This window comes from Mesobacillus foraminis (assembly GCF_004340465.1).
Classification (GTDB): Bacteria; Bacillota; Bacilli; order Bacillales; family Cytobacillaceae; genus Mesobacillus_B; species Mesobacillus_B foraminis.
The window spans coordinates 411987-433784 of the sequence record NZ_SLVV01000001.1; the positions used below are offsets into that span (position 1 = coordinate 411987).

Here is a 21798-nt window from a genome sequence, read left to right on the forward strand (position 1 = left end):
AGATTATACGCTTCCATTATTCCCTTCGTCACCCCTTATTTCTGTAACCTCAACCCCCAATCCTTGCCGAATAATAGACGGTCTCCGCATGCAACGGAAAAATGATGCGTGTACATCCAATTTGAAAAGGCTTAAGATGAGAATTACTATTGTAATGGTTGAAGGGAAATGAATCTGAAAGGCGGAAACGGGATGACTCCTTTTGTTGCAGAGATTGTTGGTACAGCCATACTGCTATTTTTGGGTATTTCATCATGTGCAGGTATGACCCTGAAAAAATCTTTTGCCCACCAGGCAGGCTGGATGGCAGTTAATTTTTCCTGGGGATTAGCAGTCATGATTGCGATCTATGCAGTAGGGGAATACAGCGGAGCCCATTTAAATCCTGTCGTTACATTATCGTTTGCTTTTATAGGAAAATTCCCATGGGATCAGGTACCTTCTTACATAACGGCCCAGCTGCTAGGGGCATTCCTCGGGGCAACAGCTTCCTATTTGCAGTATTTGCCTCATTGGAAGGAAACAGGGGATTCAAAAGTTAAATTGGGCGTTTTTGCAACAGGTCCTGCGATCCCGCATACCTTTGCTAATTTATTTAGTGAGATGCTTGGTTCCTTCGTTCTGATCCTAGCTTTGCTTTCCATTGGTGCAAATAAATTTACCGATGGCCTTAATCCTTTAATTGTCGGTTTCCTGATTTTCTGCCTATGTATGTCCGTGGGGGGAACGACCGGGGCAGCACTGAATCCCGCAAGAGATTTCGCCCCAAGACTGGCCCATTCCCTGTTGCCTATACCGGGCAAGAAAGGCTCAAACTGGCCTTATGCATGGATACCAGTTGTTGGCCCCATCCTTGGAGGCTGCCTTGGAGGACTGTTTTACCAGGCGGTTTTCCTAGGCAGGCCAAGTCCGCAATTATGGTATGTCCTTGGTGTATCAGTTATGGCGCTCGTTACTGCACATCTTTTCAGCAGGAAAGGCTCTTCGCTTATAAAAGGTGCGAGGAAAGCAGCATAGGAAATTCCAATTATTTGTTTTTAGTAAATCCTAAAAAAATCCATCCCTGTGAAATTTTTATATTATAAAAATAAAAAACTCACTATGATAGTGAGTTTTTATATGTTGCCTCCACATACCCAAATTCAGCCGACGCCATCAGCGTTTGCGTTGTTGAAGTGGAAGGCAATTCTCTTTTATCGGAAAAATATCCGTAAACCGAAGCCCCTGCCCCCACTATGATGATAATCACAACCATATTAATCACCCACTTTTTCATCCTGTTACTTCCTTTCACTATGAATAAGAACTAGTCATGTCCCTATCTTATCCAAGAGATATGAACAAATTGTTACTAGGTTTGGGCAGGACTGTAAAAGTGAGGATGATTTTTATCCAGCCTTTAGTTTCTATTGTTCAACAGGGACAAAGCATCTAAAATCTTTATTCAACCTCCAGCATCCGCTCTTTATTTTTATGCAGCAAATACAGTCTGTAAGTATGGCTGAGAATGACTTTGACTACCGCATACACCGGTACTGCAATGATCATTCCTAACAGGCCGCCCAAACTTCCTGCCACGAGCAAAAGTAGGATAATGGTTAGTGGATGGATATCAAGGTTTCTTCCCATAATGTAGGGAGATGTAATATTCCCATCGATTTGCTGGACAACGACAGCCACTATGAGGACCTTCAATGCCATGAATGGAGAAGTAAGGAAGGCAATAATGATGGCCGGGATAATTGCAATAAAGGGTCCAATAAACGGAATCACGTTTGTAAGCATAGCTACAGAGGCAAGCACAAGTGAATAATCTATTCCAATAATTAAATAGCCTATATACATCATTACTCCTACAAGCAAGGATACTATCGCCTGTCCTTTTATATAGGAGCTTAGGGCTTCATCCATGTCTTTCAATATCTTTCTTGCTTCAGCTGCCTGCAGATATGGGAGGTATTTAAGGATATGCGCCGATGCCCCTTCTCCATCCCTTAATAAATAGAAAACAATAAATGGAACAGTCACTATTAATGTGAGGATGCTTGTAATAATTCCAATCACATTCGTTACCTTGCCAAAGACATTTGCCATGTTGGCTTGAAAATAGGCGCTTACTTTTGAGCTAGCCTCTTCAAGTGTAAAATAATCATTTTCTTCAAATCTGGATACCCACTTATTTTCCCGGATGTCCAAAAATTTCCCTCTAAGATTTTCGGAGATAGCCGGGTAATTTTCAACCAGACTTTTAAATTGCCGCTGAAGCTCAGGGCCAATCCACAAAAGTAAAATGGTCCCAAGTCCGATAAACAATAGATAAATAGCTACAATCGCGAGAGATTTAGGCACTTTCCAATCATTCAAGCAGAATACCACCGGTCTTAGCAAATAATAGATGACTCCCGATATTAAAAAAGGGAAAAATAGGGTTTGAAAGAAGATCCCGATTGGTTTAAATATGAAATCTACCTTAGCTCCCAAATAGATGATGAACAAAAATAAAATGATCCCATATCCTATACGGAAGTATTTTGATTTAGGCAAATAATAACAGCTCCTCAAAAAGATTGTTATGGAAGATACCATTCCTTTTACCCACTAGTTAAAGATCATAAATGCATTTGGGCTAAAATAATTTCCCCCTTGTGTAACAAGTCTCCTGCATTTTAAAACAACCCAGTTAACAAGAAAGAGGCTGGACGCATCATCACGTCCAGCCTTTTATTAAGAACTTCATTGTATTTATTTTACCTTAGTAGCAAAACGGGTTCATCAGGAGGATAATTAAAAAATTGCCGCACTGAAATTGAGATGCCTTTTGCGATATTCATTGCCATGGTGAATATGGTATCCAGGTTTGTATATAGAAGGGAACTGTGGAGGTCAGGGTTGTTTTCCAGAACAACTCCCATAATGCTGCAGTCCCCTAGAGATGGGAGTTGATTGCCAAGGCCTATTCCAGGGAGCAGGGTACCTTTTCTCACGATGATGGAGTTGACCATTTCTTTTTTACCTAAAACACTGTCAATGGCGATGACAAAACTGTTGCTTCGGAAACGGACATTTGGGATTTCCCGTCCTAGGGTGACTGCATCTAAAGGGGACTGGAGGCTGCCCATTACAGTCAAGTGACCGGGATATATATTTTTCAGCAGTGTTCCGACTAACGGCCCCAGGCTGTCTCCACTTATGACATTTGAACCTATGCCTGCTACATAGATATGCTCAATCCCATTCGGGATAATGGAATGCAAGGTGTTCCTTATTAGTAAAGGAGCCAGCCTGTTGTTGTATTGGATGATTCCTTCAGATAATGCTGGCTTATCCTTATGATCAACAGTGCTAATCATACCCATTTCCCCTTTTAATTTAGTTACTCGATTCCCTTCACCGTGGTTTTATCTCTCTTTGTCGTCTGAAATCCTGCAGCAGTGGCAATCCCCATTGAACCGTTCTGCCAAAAATGCAGGCTGATTCATAATCAATGCCTGCATTTTCGGTAGGAGCCTAATATCCGGTTTTAACCATTCTGATAAAGTCCTCCAAGCTATGTTCCTGGAGAATCATGATTCGTGGTAATTCATAACGATTGCTCTGGTCTGTACTGATGCCGCCGCCAACCTTGAAGGCCCCTCGGAATCCCAGTTCTTTAAGAACTGAAATCGTTTCGTCATTATAATTGCCATAAGGATAAGCAAAAACATCCGTAGTCTTCCCAGTTAATTCCTTCAGTGCCGTAGTGGCAAAATTAATTTCTTCATATTGTTGTTCTTTGCTTAAATTTGCGAGAAAAGGATGTGACACCGAATGATTCTGGATATCAACTCCATTTTCCTTGATGATCAGCATTTCTTCGGAAGTCATGTTCCAGCCTCCGTTTACCCAATCAGAAACGGTAAACTGGGTGGCCTTCATCCCATATTGCTGCAGGATCGGATACACATATTGGTAAAAGTCACTGGAGTTATCATCAAATGTCAACAGGATTGGCTTTTCTGGCATTGCCGCTTTTTTATCAAGAATGTTGAAATATTGCTTCATGGTTAAAGTCCTGTAGCCATTCTCCTTTAGGTAGGCCATATGTTTCTCAAACTCTGACAGACTGGATTGCCATGGATTGGAAGGATCAGGATCGGGCTTAACCACATGGTACAGCAAAACAGGTATTTCAGCGTTTGCTGATTTATCAGGGGATGCTGCCTGAGTATAGCTGCTGCTGGAAACCAATGTTATGATCAAAACCAGTAGAAGACTCAATAAGTTTTTCATAGAATACTTCCTTTCCAGTATGGAAGATTTGGGATGAATCATTTACTGCAAAATAAAGAACTCTATTGGATAGCCCCGAACCTTGAACCTCTTAATATGGCCCTCTGATATGGTTCTTTACATTTTCCTCATAAAACTCCCTCAGTGCAGCAAGTTCAGGCTCAGTAAATGGTTTTTCGCTCAAGGACTCAAGATTTTGCAGGATTTGTTTTTCATTTTTGAATCCGGGAATGATGCAGGAGACTTCCTCCTGATCGAGAATCCACCTCAACGCTGCCGAAGCCATGGATTTCCGTCCTTCAGCGATCCATTCTAGCTGATCTGCCAGTTCCACCCCTTTAGCAAATCCAAGCCCTGCAAAGGTTTCGCCTACATTGAAGGCTGCACCATGCTCATTAAAATTCCGGTGGTCATCTTCTTCAAAAACATGATCCTTCGTAAATTTGCCCGTCAACAATCCACTGGCCAACGGGAGCCTGACAAGAATACCCACTCCGTTTTTCTTCGCTTCGGGAAGCAGGGATTCCATAGGCTTCTGGCGAAAGATGTTGAAAATCACCTGCAGTGCTTTAACATTCGGATTTTGCAGGCACAGCAAGCCTTCTTCTACGGTTTCCACGCTGACTCCGTAATTCCTGATTTTCCCTTCCTGCTGAAGCTTGTCCAAAACCTCGAACACCTGTCCATCCTTAAGGATTTCAATGGGCGGGCAGTGAATTTGATATAAATCAAGCGCTTCCCTGTTCAGGCGTTTCAGGCTTGCTTCACAATAGGCCGCAACCCGGTCATACGTATAAGTCTCCGGATCATGAATATCCCCTGCCCGGCAAAACTTGGTTGCAATGTGGATCTGGTCCTCTTTGCCTTTCGTTGCCTTTGCAAGCAATTCCTCACTATGGCCGTCACCGTACACATCAGCAGTATCAAAGAAATTTACCCCTTCGCCAATGGCCCTGTCCAGGGAATTGAGGGCCTCTTCATCGCTCGTTTTTCCCCAGGATCCGCCTATCGCCCAAGTCCCGAAACTGACTTCACTTACCTTTAACCCTGTGTTGCCCAACTCTCTGTAGTTCATGTCCTTTGCTCCTTCCTCCCCTTATTTCCGAAACTCCTGAAGCTGCTCATTCAGTTCCCTGGTTTGCTGATAAACCTGTTTGTACAGGCTAAAAAGCTTTTGATACTGGCCAACATTCGCCTCGATTGGTTCGTATGTTTTTACGGCTTCGACGAAATGTTCGGCGCACTGCTGCAAGGATGAAAACCATCCGCAGCCATAAGCGGCAAGCATGGCTGCCCCCATGCCGGGCCCTTGCTCACTGGAAAGCTTGACAATTTTGGCATTGAAAATATCGGCCTGCATCTGGAGCCATGTTTCATTCTTTGCTCCTCCGCCAATACTGATGACAGTATCTATCTTTTTCCCGTTTTCCCTGAAGATTTCAATCGACTCGTTTAATGAAAAAGTGATTCCCTCAAGCACGGACCTTACAAAGTCCCGGCGCTGATGGGAAGCGTCCATGCCGATAAAACTGCCTCTTATCAGTGCATCTGCATATGGAGTCCTCTCTCCAGCCAGATAAGGAGTAAACAAGAGACCATTCGCACCAATTGGGACTTGGTCAATATGTGCCAGCAAGGAGTCAAATTCCTCATCTTTGGCAAACGTATCTTTAAACCAGCTGAGGCTGTACCCTGCTGCAAGCGTTACACCCATTGTATAGTAGGCATTTTCTTCTCCGTGATTGAAATAGTGAACCTTTCCTTCGAAATCCTGGTCATTTCTTTCCTCATAAGAGAGCACGACTCCCGATGTACCTACGCTGCACAATGTCCTTCCTTCCGCAAGGATGCCGGAACCTATGGCTCCACATGCGTTGTCAGCACCGCCGGCAAATACTTTGGTTGATTCCGCAAGCCCTGTTTGAAGGGCCACGTCAGAGGTAATATTCCCGACATGCCCGTGAGATTCAGCCAGTGGAGGGCAGAGTTCCGGCTTGATTCCGAAAATTTCACATATCTCGGTACTCCACTTTTTCTCTCCTACATTTAATAGAAGTGTTCCCGCTGCATCCGAGTATTCACTATGTATTTGTCCCGTCAGCCGGTATCTTAAGTAATCCTTGGGAAGAAGGAAGACACTTGCTTTTTCGAAGTTTTCCGGTTCATGTTCTTTTACCCACAGAAGCTTCGGCAGGGTAAAGCCCTCAAGTGCAGGATTCTTGGTTATGGAGAGCAGCTTTTCCTTTCCAACGGCCTCATAAATCTGCCTGCATTGCTCGGACGTCCTCGTATCATTCCATAAAATGGAGTTTCTAATAATCTCATTTTGTTCATCCAGTAATACAAGTCCATGCATTTGGCCGGAAAAACTGATTCCTTCAATGTCTTCCGCCTTTCCGTCAAACCCCTGGACAAGCTCCTTGATGCCTTCGACTGTTTTTACTACCCATTCTTCAGGGTCCTGCTCACTGTATCCGGATTTTTCCTGGATGAGCGGATAGCTTTTTGACACTTCCTGGCAAACCTTTCCATCCTTATTGACGAGAAGGATCTTTACCGCGCTTGTACCAAGATCGACACCAATCACATACTTCATTCTTATCACCCTTCTATGTTTATTTTAGATTGCAAAAATGTGCTGGAACAAGCTATTCCAGCACATTTTCAACTGCCGCGGAAAGCTTCTTACAGGGAACCTGACAGAGTTTCCAATAGATACTGATTAACCACCGCTTTCAGTCGTTCTTGACGTCCTGATTTATTCTTGATTTCACCAAGACCCAGGGCATACTCCTCAAGCCTCTTTAAATCTGCCTTTCCTTCAACAATTTCAAGTCCGATACCGTCAGAGAAACTGCTGTAGCGATCAGCGACAACATCCTCAAGGACCTTATCTTCAATTAATTTATTGGCAACTTTCAAGCCAATCGCAAAGGCATCCATTCCGGCAATATGCGCATGGAACAGATCTTCCGGCTCAAAAGATGCCCTTCTTACCTTGGAATCAAAGTTTAATCCACCTTTACCCAATCCGCCGTTTTGAAGGATTTCATACATCGCCAGAGTGGTTGAATACAGGTCTGTCGGGAATTCGTCTGTATCCCAGCCGATTAATGGATCTCCCTGGTTTGCATCCACAGAACCAAGCATTCCATTGATTCTTGCCACACGAAGCTCATGTTCAAATGTATGGCCGGCAAGAGTGGCATGGTTGGCTTCAATGTTGAATTTGAAATGATCCTGAAGATTATAGTTCTGCAAGAATGATAGACTTGTAGCTACGTCAAAATCGTACTGATGTTTTGTTGGCTCTTTTGGTTTTGGCTCAATGAGGAACTGGGCATCAAAATTGATTTCCTTTGCATAGTCAACAGCCAGCTGCAGGAAGCGGGCAAGATTGTCCTGTTCCAGTTTCAGATCTGTATTCAACAATGTTTCATAGCCTTCACGTCCGCCCCAGAATACATAGTTTTCAGCACCGAGCTCTTTGCCGACCTCCAGTCCTTTTTTCACGCTTGCAGCGGCATAGGCGAAAACATCGGCATTGTTGGTAGTTGCAGCTCCATGAACATATCTTGGATTAGTAAACGCATTGATGGTATTCCATAGAAGCTTGGTCTTGCTTGTTTTCATATAATCCTTGATCATCGATACAATGACATCAAGATTCTGGTTCGTTTCCCGCAAAGTGCTTCCTTCTGGTGCAATATCGACATCATGGAAAGCAAAGTACGGCACATCAAGTTTCTCAAAAAGTTCAAAAGCAGCTTCAACCCTCGCCTTTGCGAGATCAAGACCGCTAAAACGGTCCCATGGGCGGACCATTGTGCCGGCTCCAAACGGATCTGTTCCATCAGCCGTAAATGTGTGCCAATAGGCAACCGAAAAACGAAGAAGCTCCTCCATTGTTTTTCCGTTAATTTTTTCCGAAGGGTTATAATACTTAAACGCCAGCGGATTTTTTGATTTCTGACCTTCAAATTGAATCTTATGGATATTTTCAAAATAAGCCATTATGTATTGCCTCCTTTGTGTGAATAACAGGTCCGCGGATGTAATGTGACCGCTTACAACCTTGTTTTAAATATTTATTAAAGTATTTGAAATGATTATACACTACCACCTTACTTTGTGCAATGGATAAACAAACTTTATATTCATTTACATTTAAATTATAATGGTAAATATGAAGTGGTGTGAGGACTATAGGAGGAGTAGAAAATAAGATGCAGATAACATGGAATCAGCAAGTAGTAAAAAAAGAGAATAAAACATTAGTGCTGGATTTAATCATGAATTCATTTCCGATTTCCCGTGCTGATGCAGCCCAGAAGCTGGGGCTAAATAAAGGTACGGTTTCTTCCCTGGTATCAGAACTGATTGATGAAAAATTAATTTTTGAGTCGGGTCCCGGGGAGTCCAGCGGCGGCAGACGTCCTGTTATGCTTTTGTTCAACCAGAACGCAGGGTATTCAATAGGAGTGGATCTCGGGGTTAACTATATTTATGGCGTATTAACGGATTTGCTTGGAAACATCATTTTAGAAAAGAACACGGAGAACCCCGGTCTCTCCTACAAAGATGCCTTGCGGGAGGTCAACAGTCTCATTCAGGAGCTTATAGATTCAGCTCCCTCATCCCCATACGGAATCATCGGGATTGGTGTAGGCGCCCCCGGAATTGTGAATAAAGAAGGGGATGTCTTGCTCGCTCCTAATCTTGGCTGGAGGAACGTATCTCTCAAACGCGATTTAGAACATGCTTTTAACCTTCCCGTGATTGTTGAAAATGAAGCGAATGCAGGGGCCTATGGCGAAAAAAAGTTTGGTGTCGGGAAAGACTACGACAATTTAATTTATATTAGTGCGGGAATAGGCATTGGTGCCGGAATTATTATAAATGGAGAACTATATAAAGGCATCAATGGTTATTCAGGTGAAGTCGGACATATGTCCATTGATTTTAACGGACCTAAATGCAGCTGCGGAAACAATGGCTGCTGGGAGCTTTATGCTTCTGAGCAATCCTTGATTTCCAAAGCAGGAAGTTTTGGGCTGGAAAACGAAATGACCCTTGAAAAAATCATAAATCTTGCTGCTTCTGAAGACGAAGATGCCTTGAGTATGCTAAAAGAAACAGGCCGACACCTGGGATTGGGCATCATTAATATCATAAACGCGTTCAATCCAAAACAAATCATTATCGGCAACAGGCTGGCCGCAGCTAAAGAATGGCTTTCATGGGACGTGAAGCAAACCATCAATAAATACACCCTGCCTTTTCACCAGACGGAAATTGATATAAGTTTTTCCAACCTGGCACTCCCTGCAGCTGCACTTGGAGTTTCGGCTTTTTCAATTGAAAATTTCATTAAAAATCAACTGCAGATCTAATGGGTAAATAAACTAGCGCCGTACACGGTGCAGTTTTCCTATCCTGACAGCTGCCCTGACAGCTTTCTTTGCTTTTGTTCTATCCTATTAAATGCCTGGAGTGAACACCGCATGAAAACAACAGCCGGCAAGGCGATCGCGAAAAATGGGGCCAAAACGGGAATGATATAAAACAAGGTGGCTAAAAGTACACCGCCAGCAATCATGACGAGAAACAACCACATATTCGACACGCCTATAAGAAAGGCCTGTTTTATATACTGGCCGAGCTTAAGGTCATAATGGACATAGACCGGCAGGATAAAGAGGCAGGTCATGATATAAAACAAAAAGGCAATCATCAACAAAACCATTGAGCCGGTTTGGACGGGACCGTGGATCGTCCTGATGTAAACCAGGTCAAAGAACAGGAAACCTCCACTGAGCCCGAGAATCAAGCCGAGATTGTTCGACTTCAGCCATTCTGTTCTAAATGCATGAAAGAAGGTTTTGAAAATCGGGATATCTGTTCCCTGCGTGATCCATTTTCGGGCAACGGTAAATACCGCGACAGAAGCTGGCATAATGCCAAAGATAATCAGACCTGAAGCAGTGAAAAGAATCCATAGAATATTGACGAAAGCCAGTCTCATGATCCATTCACAGATCCAAAACAGTTTTCCTGTCATCATGTTCGTTTCCATTTTATTCACCCTTATCTGCTCACTGTAATCGAGGAGCACCTTCTGTAAATGAAGGTGCTTTTTGCTATTTATTGGTTTCATTTTTTAAAGATAAAGTAATCAAAATCCGCATGCATCTCAGCTTTTTTTAAAAAGATATCACCCTTTTACAGAACCAGAAGCAATTCCCTCCACGATCCGGTTGCTCAGGATCAGGAACGCCAGCAGAATGGGAAGGATTGAGATCATTAAGGTTGCACCAATTGCACCCCAATCGGTTGTGTACTGGCCGATAAAGTTTTGGATCCCTACTGTGAGCGTTTTATACTGGTCGGAACTGATAAAAGTGTTCACGAAAACAAATTCATTCCAGTTATAGATCATATTAATGATTGCTGCAGTCGCGATTACCGGGGATGTCATAGGAAGAGTGATCCGGAAAAAGATCCGGTTGAGTGAAGCCCCGTCCATAACGGCTGCTTCTTCCACCTCGCGAGGCAGCGCCTGATAAAAACCGAGCAGGATCATAATCGTAATTGGCAGGTTAAATGCCGTATAAGACAAAATGACCGATAATGGATTATCAACAAGGTTAATGGCTGTAAAGGTGCTGAACAAAGGAATTAGCGTAGAATGAACCGGAATCATTAATCCGACCATGAATAACCCCAGCGCCAGATTGCTCAATTTCCATTTCATCCGGGTAATAGCGAATGTCACCATACTCGCAAGGATAACGGTTAAGATCACAGCCGCAACCGTATAGACAACCGAGTTCAGGAAATATTGGCTAATATTCCCCTCCGTCCATACTTTGGCATAGTTCTCCCATTTCGGATCTGTCGGGATTGAGAACGGCGACATATTGAAAACTTCCTGGTTGTTTTTAAGTGAAAAGAGAAACAGCCATACAATCGGAAATATTTGAAACACAGCTACAATGGCCAGGATTACGTATAAAATTCCTTTTGATGCTTTCTGCATGGCTGGATGGCTGAAAACTTCCAGCCTGTTATCAACAGACACTGAAGGAATACGCTGCTTTGCCTCTGTCTTCATGACTTCTCCTCCTTTAGTAAGTAATTTCTTCTTTAGCTGCGGTCAGTTTGCGGATCAGCCAGGTTACGACGAGGCAAATAACCAGCAGGAAGAATCCAATGGCACTGCCATATCCAAAATCAAAACCTCTAAACGCTTTATGGTACATATAGGAGGCCATTACTTCACTGGCTCCGTTAGGTCCGCCATCTGTCATAACATAAATCAGGTCAAAATATTTAAGCGAGCCGACAACGGCAAGAACAATAGTGACCTTAATAACGTTCATGATCAGCGGGATTTTGATTTTTAAAGCAATTTGCCATGCTGTAGCACCATCAATCCGTGCTGCCTCAATAAGGGATTCAGGGATGTTCTTTAATGCCGCATAATAGATCAGGATGTAGAAGCCGGCATATTGCCAAAGGATCGGAATAAAGATGGCATAAAGTACAATTTTAGGATCAGCAAGCCATGATGGCGGGTTGTCTACCCCGAAAGATCCCAGCAGGGTATTCAATATCCCGTTAGTAGGATGGTAGATTTTAAGCCATAGCTGGGCAATTGCCACGGAGGCCAATAGCATTGGGATGAGATAGATTTTCCTAAAGAAATCGGCCCCCTTGATTTTGCCCGCCAGGACAATGGAGATTAGCAAATAAATAATTAAGCTTAAGGCTGAAAAAACCGCTAACAAGAAAGAATGATAGGCTGTTTTCCAGAATATATCATCTTTTATAAGGGTCTTGTAGTTTTCCAGTCCGATGAATTCCTTGGCACCGATGCCATCCCATTTCATTAACCCATAATAGGCTGTTTGAATGATCGGGACATAAATAAGGCCAATGATTAAAAGCAGCCCGGGAAGGACATATAACGTGATGATTCTTTTATCTGACAATACTTTTTCCATTATGAGTCACTCCTTCCGATTCTGAATAAAAAAGGACATACCGCTTAAAGAAGATATGTCCTTTTCGTTAGGGCATTGTAGACGCTGGAACTCTGTACAGAAGGCCAGGGACACAGCGGGACCTGTGGAATACTCCAGGAAGAAGCCCGCGAACCCCTGTGGTACCTTCAGAAAGTCAACAGGAGGTATAAACAGAGCCTTCAAAATAAATGTGCTGTTTTATTCTTCTTTGGCTAGAGCCTCTTCATGCTGTTTAGTGAAGTCTTTCGGCTTTACTTCATTTCCAAACAAAGATTGAATCAGATTTAAGTGAGTCTCGGCTACTGAAGCGCTCATTTGGACATCGGCAAACAATGTAAGGTTCGTCGATTTGTTCAGTTCGTTCAATACATCGATGTACAGCTGTGGAAGTTCAACCTTCTCGGTATCAACCTTGGTTGCCGGAATGACACCCGCTTTAGTGACTGCCTGCTCGCCCCACTTTTCAACGAAGAACTTCACAAATTGCTTCGATTCTTCTTTCACCTTAGAATTCTCGGAAACAAACATTCCTACACCAGGTCCGCCAACCCAGCTGTCAATATCACCTTTGCCGCCTTCGACAGTTGGGAACTTGAAGAATCCTGCATTATCCCTGAACTCCTGAGGAACTTCCTCGTTTGTTGTCAGGTTAGGCAGCTCCCATGATCCCATAAGATACATCGCTGCATTGCCGTTCATGAATTCTGACTTTCCTTCATCATTTGATAAGCCATTAAAGCCTTTATTGAAAGCATCTGCTTTAACAAGGTTCTGTACTTCTGTCGCTGCTTCCGCCAGGCTCGGATCTTCAAAGGATCCTTCACGGTTGATAGCCTGGGTAAGGACGTCCGGGCCGCCAATCCGATCAGCCAAATACATATACCATAAAGATCCAGTCCAGCGATCCTTATTTCCCAGGGCAATTGGGGCTACCCCGTTATCTTTTAATGTCTTTACAATTGTTTCAAACTCTTCATAGGTTTTAGGGACTTCGAGATTGTACTTTTTAAAGATTTCTTTATTGTAATAGATAGGGGCGATGTTTAATTCAAGCGGAAGACCGTATGTCTTGCCATCAATAGCGTAGGCTTCCGTTGTACCCGGAACGAATGAATCTTTTAACCCCCCTTCCAGAACATCATCCAGCGAAGTAAACAAACCGCCTTTTACAAATGGCTGAAGGTATCCTGCTGCCCATGTAAATCCGACGTCAGGAAGTTCATTTGAAGAAGAAAGGACCTTGATTTTATTTTTATACTGCTCGTTCTCCAGTACTTCTACCTCTACTTTCACATCCGGATTCTCGGCTTCAAATTGCTTGATAATATCTTGAACAATAAGGTTTTGCTGTTTTGAACTGCCCGCAGGCCAAAGGTGCATAAACTTAATTGTTTTCTTAGAACCACTTTCCTCACTGCCGGCTTCTTTGCCTGAACAGCCTGTCAGCACAAGGGCAAAGGCTAAAAGCAAGGCCATTAATGTATGCGCTTTCCTAAACATATTGTGTTTCCCCCTTTGTTTGTTTGAATCTGTAATTAGGATATCATCGCAGGCAATATTAAATAAGGTTATGACAATTGGGAAAAATTCCACTATTTTTAGAAAAGGTTATGACCATCAGGTTAAATTCCACTATTTTTAGATAGAATGACTCGATGCTGTTTTTCTGAACTTGCTCGGTGTGGTTCCCTCGTAATCTTTAAATAGTTTAATAAAGTATTTGCCAGTCTGATAGCCTACTTTCTCTGCCACCTCTTCGATGGAAAGATTGGTCGTCAGCAGCATCTTCTTGGCATTTTGAAGTTTTTTGCGAGTCACATATTCGCTGAATGTTAGATTGGTTCGCTCCTTAAAAAGAGCACTAAAATAGCTTGGGTTCAGATGTACATGCGATGCCACATCCCGAAGACTCAGCTGCCCATTTATATTTTCCTGAATATAAGCCATCGCCTCTTTAATTGGAGTACTGGCCGTGTCTTCTGTATTGACTTCAATCAGGCTTTTATCCACAACTTTATCAATGAAGCCTGCCCGTTCCTGGCTTTGGACCACTTCCATAGCCTGTTCCACCGCTTCAGTCAGCCGCTTCTTGCTGATTGGCTTAAGCAGGTAGTTTTTAACCCCAAGTTCAATGGCCCGCTGTGCATATTCGAATTCCGAGTAGCTGGAAATAATAATGACAACTGGCTCCTGTGAAATCTCCCTTAAAGCTTCTAAAAGCTGAAGTCCGGACATTTCTGGCATTTGGATATCCGTAATCAGCAGGTCGACTCTCCTTTTCCTGCAGATTTCCAGCGCTTCCCTTCCGTTTGAACCACTATATATCTCATATCGGCCATCGCCCCAAATTTCCAGGGTCTTTTTCAGACCCTGCCTCGTTCTTTCCTCATCATCGACAATCAAAATCGTTTTAGTCTTCACCATGCTAACTCTCCTCTCCCGGTACCTCGAAAACAATCCAGGTGCCTTGCGTTAATATGCTGTATATCGAAAGCCCTAAATCTTGGTTATCGTAGTAAAGCTTCAGTCTTCTGTTTACATTGGCGACTGCCATTCCGGTTCCTTTAAGTGAGGATACACCCCCGGACTCCATGGAATCTACTATTCTTCTAAGGGTAGCCTGGTCCATCCCGGGTCCGTTATCTTCTACCTTAATGACAAGGCTGGCTGAATCGGGCGCTTGTTCTATACTTACCTTCACCTTGCCCTTGCCGGCCTTATTTCCAATTCCATGTAGGATTGCATTTTCAACTAAAGGCTGAATCAATAGTTTAGGAATCTTCACACCTAAATGGCGTTCCGGCGCACAGAGCTCCCATTCAAGTCTTTCTCCAAAGCGGATTTTCATGATCTGCAGATATTTTTCGATATGGTCAAACTCTTCCCTTATCGTAACCCATTCGTTTTTATTGGAGCCGCTTATGGTATACCGGAACAATTCAGACATGGCCACTACCATTTCAGCCAGTTCGTCTTCACCCTTTTCATCAAGAGACCAGTACAGGGCGTTAAGGGTATTGTAAAGGAAGTGAGGATTAATCTGAGCCTGCAGCGCTTTCAGTTCCGTACGGCTGGTGATGATTTCCTTCTCGTAAACCATCTGAATGAGGTGATTTGTCTGATCGACCATCTGGTTATATGTATCGTTCAGTTCATTTATCTCTACTGTTGAAGCCATTTCCGGACTGTGCACCAACTCGCCTTCCCTTGCACGCCGCATGGCAGTAATTAATTTAAAAATTGGTTTTGTAACAAGAGTGGAGAGAAAAAAAGAGAATATCAGGAAAATGATAAATCCGATTACACCTGACAGTAAAAGGGATGCTCGCAGCACGGATAATCCATCTGTCAGGGCATCAACCGGTGTCAAAATCAGCATGGTCCAGCCTGTAACGGCGGATTCCTGCCGTACCAGCATGAATTTTCTGCGGTCTAAAGTAACAAAGGGTTCTCTCATTGAAAGAAGCTCTGTAATTGAACCATCGTAATTAGAATGAACAGTTTTGTTGTTGCCATCGACTAAAATAGTATAGTCTGATAGATTTTTTGTTATGGGAGTATCTTCAAAACCAAAATAATTTTTATTGATCCTGACTAAAAGGTAGCCGCCGCTGGAAAACCAGCGGTCAAATAGACTTACACGGCGGATTGCCAAAAAGTAGCGAGGATTCTTCGGATCCGTCCCGACCCACAGCATTTCGCCTTTGCCGCGCTTGGCTTTTTCAATCCACTTTCGCCCCAGCCGATCCTGCAAGTTCCTGTCATCCGCAGGATAAAGCTTAGAATGATCATTTAAATAAAGCTCCAGCGAATCAATGCCATTGTAGTAAGCCTGATAGGAATTGACCATTTGCAGCAAGGATTGTTTTTCCTTATATGTAGGCTTTCCTCCTTCGACTATATCAAGCAGCATGCTTTGAACACTTGGATTAGTCGTGACCTGTCGCGTCAAAAGCTCCAGTTGGTGATAAAGCGTTTCCATTCTTCCGTTTGCCTGAACTGCTGTCTGCTGGATTTGCTTCTCTGCGTTGCTGCTGACTAGCGAGGATACCTGCTTGAAGGTGATGAGTCCTATAAGGACCAGGACTATGGCCATAACGAGCAGGTATACAACCAGGATCTGATTGCGCATCGTATTAAATCTCTGAAGCTTTGCCCACATGTTAAAACCACCATCCAATATAATATTATTACTCTATACTTTTAATACTATTAGACTATACTTTAACAGAAGTGTCAGGCTATTTAAATAAATACCTTTTAAAATGTATTTTAAGGTTGAACGGACAAAATTAATAGCTTTTATGAAAAAAAAGACTGCAGGGTTTACTAACCCTGACAGTCTCCCCGGCCTGAAGGGTTTACGATCTGTCTCTTACTTCTATTAGCTACAATGAAACAAACCAAACAGGAATAGGAGGACACAAAAGAAAGAAGGAATCCTGAAGCGGAATCCCTTCTGAAAGGTTTTCATTCTAATTGCAGCAATTAAAAACGCTAGATATGGGACTAGAACGCTGCCCCTGAGACAGATAAGAGCTTCCACCAGGATAGCGGCGCAATTATAGACTAGTAAATGGTTCTGTTTAGCTGATCGCCAATGCCGGATTTTCGGTAGAAATAGGTATTAATAATGTCCCGCCATTCTTTGGAATGCTCGGCTTGCGCCTCAAGACGGCCAAGGACACTCACATACCTGTCTTCATCTATTTTTCCTTCTAGCTTTTCCCAGCTCTTCTTTAGCTCTTCAGCCTGTTCGGCTCCTTCAAAGTGAGTGTTATAAATATGCTGAATGACCGTGACGCCTGATTTTAATTCGTGAGTATAGGGAACATGGTGAAAGAACACAATAGCTCATCAGGGCATGTTTCTACTGACTCATACAGCCCGAAGTTTTCCTCGAAATATTGGGAAGTGTACCCAGTCCCATCCTTTAAGGTACGATTAACTCCAATCCCATGGCAATCGGCAAAATGGTACGTTCCCCATACCGAGTATTCATACCCATCTACATTTGGTCCATAGTGGTGATGAGGATTTACCATCCAGCCTACTCCAAGCGGAGAAGTATAGTTTTCATATATCCTCCAGGATTCAGCCAGCATCGCCTTCACGGTTTCTTTTACTTCTTGATCATGCCCAAAGGTCTGAACCACCCACTCGTTCGTGATTTCCTCTTCTGATAGATCAGGATTCCATATTAAGCGGCCATATCCGTAAAGATTGGCCTGGGCAAGAGGATGGCCTGTCCAGTTTTCATCCATTCCGATGCTGGTAACAGCGGTAATCCCGCTGTATTTGTAAGGATACAGAGAGCCGTCCACGATTCTTTTCACATAGGAACCTTTTCCCCGTGCATAGGTATCAAAATCCAGTACCTCTTTCCATTGCGGAATCAGATAGCATAAATGCACTTGCTGCCCTGTGTATTCCTGGGTTATTTGAAACTCAAGGACCTGGTTGGTTTGAGGCATGGCCCCAAATAAAGGAGATACTGGTTCCCTTACCTGGAAATCCATTGGTCCATTCTTGATTTGAAGGATGACATTATCTAAGAATTCTCCGTCCAGCGGCATAAAATGGTCGAAGGCTGCCTTGGCACGGTCGGTCTTGCGGTCCCGCCAATCCTGCAGGCAATTGTAAACAAAGCATCGCCAGATCACTGTCCCTCCAAATGGCTCCAGCGCTCTTGCAAGCATGTTGGCACCATCGGCATGTGTCCTGTTATATGTAAAGGGACCTGGGCGATGTTCAGAATCTGCCTTAACGACAAACCCTCCAAAATCAGGGATGTAGCGGTAGATTACTTCGGCTCTGGAGTTCCACCATTCCCTCACATTGGGGTCCAGCGGGTCTGCAGTGCCTAAGCCCCCTATTTGCATTGGGCTTGCATAGTTAATGCTAAGGAAGGTTCTGATTCCATAAATTCTGAAGATGTCTGCCACCTTCGCAACCTCTGGCAGAAATTCCTCTGTAATCAGCTTTGTTTCCACTTCGTGAACATTGACATTGTTAATAGAAATTCCGTTAATCCCAATAGAGGACATTAGTCTTGCATAATCCTTGATTCTCCGGGCATCACCGGTACATTGGCCATCTTTATAAAATATGGAGCCTCCTGCATAACCGCGCTCAATGCTGCCATCCATGTTATCCCAGTGATTAATCATCCTGAGCTGATTTTTGGGACTTTCAATGATATTAATGTCAGATGTCCCGCTGCCCTCCTGGAGCAGCCTCAGGAGGTGGAAAACTCCGTAGAGCACCCCTGTGTCAGTCTTGCCAATGATCTGCAATCCTTCTGTTCCAGTTTCTGATGCCGATTTGATGATATACCCTTCATCATTTATTTCCCTGGCTAACAAATCAAGATCAGGGATATTCTGTATATGCTTGTTATTTAAGCTGCAAAGCGTAATCGCGTTATTTGAATATTCTTCAGAAGCTACCTGGGGGTGAATCCCGGTCATTTGCGAAATCCCTGTCTTTAATTCTTCAGCTGCCGCTTTCAGGGTCTGGCTTTCTCCATTTATAACGATTCTTGAAAAATAAGCTGGTGGCCTGATGGAATCATTTCTTTTATATTGAAGCCAGCAGTTGTAGCTTTCTGTCTGTATTTCAGAAATATAAGACGCATTGTCCATTGTCTGTCTCCCCTTCTATTTAGAATGATCGTCTCTTACAGTGACGTTTGAACCTGTTCATTGTTATCATTGAAACCCTGTTTTTCCTGCCTGGTGCAGAAGGAAATTAGGTCATGTGAAGCCATTAAACTCCTGAGTATGCCATGAATCCTCCATCAACAGGGACAGAGATGCCGGTTACAAACCCACTGGCCTGCTCATCAACAAGCCACAATAAAGTACCCAGTAAATCCTCAGGACTTCCAAGGCGCAGCATTGGGGTATGGGCAAGAATCTTTTCTGTGCGCTCCGTGTAGGAGCCATCAGGATGTTTTAACAATGCCTCATTTTGGCTAGTCAGGAAAAAGCCCGGTGCAATCGCGTTCACCCGTATGCCCGCTTCAGCCATATGCACGGCCAGCCACTTGGTAAAGTTTTCAATCCCCGCCTTAGCCGCACTGTAGGCTGGAACTTTTGTCATCGGGCTGGGCGCACTCATGGACGAGATATTTATGATGGTGCCTTTATTCCCAACCATTCGTTTGGAAAATACCTGGGTTGGAATTAAGGTTCCAATAATATTAAGATTAAACACAAATGAAAAACCTTCTAATGTCAGATCAAAAAAGCTCGTCAGTTCTTCCCTTCCGATATCCGATAATTGGAGAGTTTCCTTGGTGGTGATTCCTTTGGGGTGATTCCCGCCCGCGCCATTTATAAGCACGTCACATCTGCCAAATTCATTGAAAACAATTTGCTCCGCCTTTTTAACGCTCTCCATATTGACCACATCACATTGCACTGCAATGGCCTTTCCGCCTTCACTGGCAATCTGGTCAACAACCTTTTGGGCCTTTTCATATGTACGGTTCAAGATGGCTACCTTCATTCCCTGCCTGGCAAGTTCTCTAGCCATACAGCTGCACAGCACACCGCCACCGCCTGTTACTGCTGCTACTTTTCCCGCGAGAGACTCATTCAGCGGCAACATTTTCACTCATCCTCTCTTTTGGCAGGTTTTTCGTTTTTTCAAGGCTGTCCCAAATGCCTAATATATACATGATTCCAAGCCCGCGGTCGTACAATCCATACCCCGGCCGTGCTACTTCGTCCCAGATCATCCGCCCATGGTCCGGCCGGAAATAACCTGTAAACTCATGATTATGCAGAACTTTTATAATCTCATACAGATCCAGTGAGCCATCCTGGCTTCTATGGGACGACTCCTCAAAATCACCGTTCTCATAAATTTTGACATTGCGGATGTGAACGAACGGAACCCGGCCCAATTTTAAAAAGTAATCCAGAATTTCAGGGATATTATTATTAGGATTTGCCCCCAGCGACCCTGAGCAAAGGGTAACGCCATTTGAAGGACTGTCAACACATTTGACAATTCGCTCGAGATTTTCCTTATTGTTCACAATGCGAGGGAGACCGTAGACAGACCATGGCGGATCATCCGGGTGAATGGCCATCTTTATATCACATTCCTCGGCAACCGGGATCACACGTTCTAGAAAGTATTGAAGGTTTTCGAATAAATCTTCCTCGGTCACATCCCTGTATAATTCAAAAAGGTTTTTTATTGTTTTTAAGCGCTCTGGTTCCCAGCCTGGCAAGGAAAATCCATTAGAGTCATTCTCCATTTTCCCCACCAAAACATAAGGGTCAATATTTTCCACTCGGCTTTTTTCATAGGCCAGGACGGTTGAGCCATCAGGAAGCTCTTTGGCCAGGTCCGATCGGGTCCAGTCAAATATCGGCATGAAGTTGTAGCAAATCACTTTAATGCCTGCCTTCGAGAGATTCCGAATTGTTTCCTGGTAATTTTTAATATATTGTTCACGCGTTGGAAGCCCCAATTTAATATCTTCATGAATATTTACACTCTCAATAACTTCAAGACGAAGCCCGTTGCTATTAATCTCGTTCTTCAACTCCAGAATCCTGTCCAATGGCCAGACTTCGCCAACAGGGATATCGAACAGAGCGCCTACAATGCCATCCATACCGGGAATTTGCCTAATATGGGCCAGTGGCACACTGTCATCCTTTTTGCCAAACCATCTAAATGTGACTTTCACTTCTGAATTCTCCAATCTATGATTTAATACAGGCCTTAAGATGGCAGTCCTGCAGCTGCACATTTATGTTAGATAAAATAGTATGGATATCTTTCCTTCAAAAACTCTTTTTCGATGACAACTAATCGCAAATGCTGCTCCATTACTTTCACAGCTTGCTCCTCATCTTTATTTACAATGAGCTGGTAAATGAGTTTGTGCTGTGAAATGATGTGGTCCCAATCGGAATTTGACTGCAGCCTTAAGATTCTTAATCGATTAAAATGGCTGTTCAAGAGCTGAAGCATCTTCCAGGTTCTCCCTTTTTTACACCCGAAAAATAATATTTGATGGAATTCCTCATCCAGTTCAAACAGCTTCAGAATATTCTTCTGTTCCACGCACAAATCCTGCATGACAATATTGCTTTCCAGTTTAAATCTATATTCTCCTGGAAATGCCTTGCATGCGAGGGCTACAATTTCCTTTTCGAGAACTTCCCTGATGAATCTTCCTTCTTCAACATGCTCAAGGTTTATTCTCGAAACAATCGTTCCGCTCTGGGGAATAATATCCAGAAGTTCCTCCTGTGCGAGCTTCATAAAAGCTTCACGAACCGGGGTTCTGCTGACATTAAGCTGTTCGGCGATTTCCTTTTCCGAAATTTTTGTACCAGGCTCGAGCTCAAGATTAAGAATCTTTTCCTTTAATATTTGATAGGAGTGATCCCTGGTGGACCTCCTGACTGTCTGCTGTGTAAGCATGTTGCCCCCTTCTGCCAAGTTCAAAATACTAGTATGGTAGATTTTCATT

Annotated in this window: 18 protein-coding genes and 1 pseudogene; 2 read left to right on the forward strand and 17 right to left on the reverse strand. The window is 43.4% G+C overall.

What is annotated here, in order from left to right; all coding sequences use genetic code 11:
* The first annotated feature begins 192 nt into the window (after nucleotides 1-192).
* Nucleotides 193-1017, forward strand: a complete 825-nt coding sequence (locus tag EV146_RS01955) for an MIP/aquaporin family protein (RefSeq protein ID WP_132001486.1) — start codon at nucleotides 193-195, stop codon at nucleotides 1015-1017.
* 82 nt (nucleotides 1018-1099) lie between these two features.
* On the opposite strand, the gene EV146_RS26725 is transcribed toward EV146_RS01955, so the two are convergent.
* From EV146_RS26725 to xylA, 7 genes are all read right to left on the reverse strand, one after another.
* Entirely contained in the window at nucleotides 1100-1276 is a 177-nt protein-coding gene (locus EV146_RS26725) for a hypothetical protein (protein WP_158286967.1), read from the reverse strand.
* A 164-nt stretch (nucleotides 1277-1440) separates the two neighbouring features.
* Complete coding sequence (locus EV146_RS01960) at nucleotides 1441-2586, reverse strand: AI-2E family transporter (protein WP_309136101.1); 1146 nt, start codon at nucleotides 2584-2586, stop codon at nucleotides 1441-1443.
* Nucleotides 2587-2747: 161 nt separating this feature from the next.
* Nucleotides 2748-3350 (reverse strand): spore protease YyaC, encoded by a 603-nt coding sequence (yyaC, locus tag EV146_RS01965; RefSeq protein ID WP_132001226.1) that lies wholly within the window; start codon nucleotides 3348-3350, stop codon nucleotides 2748-2750.
* Between the two features lie 157 nt (nucleotides 3351-3507).
* Nucleotides 3508-4269, reverse strand: coding sequence for a polysaccharide deacetylase family protein (locus EV146_RS01970; RefSeq protein WP_158286968.1), 762 nt, complete (start codon nucleotides 4267-4269; stop codon nucleotides 3508-3510).
* A gap of 91 nt (nucleotides 4270-4360) precedes the next feature.
* Nucleotides 4361-5344, reverse strand: a complete 984-nt coding sequence (locus EV146_RS01975; RefSeq protein WP_132001232.1) for an aldo/keto reductase — start codon at nucleotides 5342-5344, stop codon at nucleotides 4361-4363.
* A 21-nt stretch (nucleotides 5345-5365) separates the two neighbouring features.
* A complete protein-coding gene (xylB, locus tag EV146_RS01980; protein WP_132001235.1) occupies nucleotides 5366-6865 on the reverse strand; it encodes a xylulokinase in 1500 nt (499 codons plus the stop codon).
* 89 nt (nucleotides 6866-6954) lie between these two features.
* Nucleotides 6955-8283 (reverse strand): xylose isomerase, encoded by a 1329-nt coding sequence (xylA, locus tag EV146_RS01985; protein ID WP_132001238.1) that lies wholly within the window; start codon nucleotides 8281-8283, stop codon nucleotides 6955-6957.
* A gap of 212 nt (nucleotides 8284-8495) precedes the next feature.
* Here xylA and EV146_RS01990 point away from each other — a divergent pair, with 212 nt between their 5' ends.
* Nucleotides 8496-9662, forward strand: a complete 1167-nt coding sequence (locus tag EV146_RS01990; RefSeq protein ID WP_132001241.1) for an ROK family transcriptional regulator — start codon at nucleotides 8496-8498, stop codon at nucleotides 9660-9662.
* 38 nt (nucleotides 9663-9700) lie between these two features.
* Here EV146_RS01990 and EV146_RS01995 read toward each other — a convergent pair whose 3' ends face one another.
* The 10 genes and pseudogenes from EV146_RS01995 to EV146_RS02040 form a co-directional block, all read right to left on the reverse strand.
* Nucleotides 9701-10426, reverse strand: coding sequence for a YesL family protein (locus tag EV146_RS01995; RefSeq protein WP_132001244.1), 726 nt, complete (start codon nucleotides 10424-10426; stop codon nucleotides 9701-9703).
* 57 nt (nucleotides 10427-10483) lie between these two features.
* Complete coding sequence (locus EV146_RS02000) at nucleotides 10484-11383, reverse strand: carbohydrate ABC transporter permease (protein ID WP_132001247.1); 900 nt, start codon at nucleotides 11381-11383, stop codon at nucleotides 10484-10486.
* A 13-nt stretch (nucleotides 11384-11396) separates the two neighbouring features.
* On the reverse strand, nucleotides 11397-12275 hold the full coding sequence (locus tag EV146_RS02005) for a carbohydrate ABC transporter permease (protein WP_132001250.1): 879 nt from the start codon (nucleotides 12273-12275) through the stop codon (nucleotides 11397-11399).
* A gap of 219 nt (nucleotides 12276-12494) precedes the next feature.
* Nucleotides 12495-13796, reverse strand: a complete 1302-nt coding sequence (locus tag EV146_RS02010) for an extracellular solute-binding protein (protein WP_132001253.1) — start codon at nucleotides 13794-13796, stop codon at nucleotides 12495-12497.
* Between the two features lie 138 nt (nucleotides 13797-13934).
* A complete protein-coding gene (locus EV146_RS02015; protein WP_219916339.1) occupies nucleotides 13935-14720 on the reverse strand; it encodes a response regulator transcription factor in 786 nt (261 codons plus the stop codon).
* A 1-nt stretch (nucleotide 14721) separates the two neighbouring features.
* Nucleotides 14722-16458, reverse strand: coding sequence for a sensor histidine kinase (locus EV146_RS02020; protein ID WP_132001256.1), 1737 nt, complete (start codon nucleotides 16456-16458; stop codon nucleotides 14722-14724).
* A 407-nt stretch (nucleotides 16459-16865) separates the two neighbouring features.
* Nucleotides 16866-18940: pseudogene (locus tag EV146_RS02025) on the reverse strand (alpha-glucuronidase family glycosyl hydrolase).
* 124 nt (nucleotides 18941-19064) lie between these two features.
* Complete coding sequence (locus EV146_RS02030) at nucleotides 19065-19910, reverse strand: SDR family oxidoreductase (RefSeq protein ID WP_132001259.1); 846 nt, start codon at nucleotides 19908-19910, stop codon at nucleotides 19065-19067.
* A complete protein-coding gene (gene uxuA, locus EV146_RS02035) occupies nucleotides 19894-21006 on the reverse strand; it encodes a mannonate dehydratase (protein WP_132001262.1) in 1113 nt (370 codons plus the stop codon). Before uxuA ends, EV146_RS02030 begins: the two co-directional genes overlap by 17 nt.
* A 68-nt stretch (nucleotides 21007-21074) precedes the next feature.
* Entirely contained in the window at nucleotides 21075-21749 is a 675-nt protein-coding gene (locus EV146_RS02040) for a GntR family transcriptional regulator (protein ID WP_132001265.1), read from the reverse strand.
* Between the last annotated feature and the right edge of the window lie 49 nt (nucleotides 21750-21798).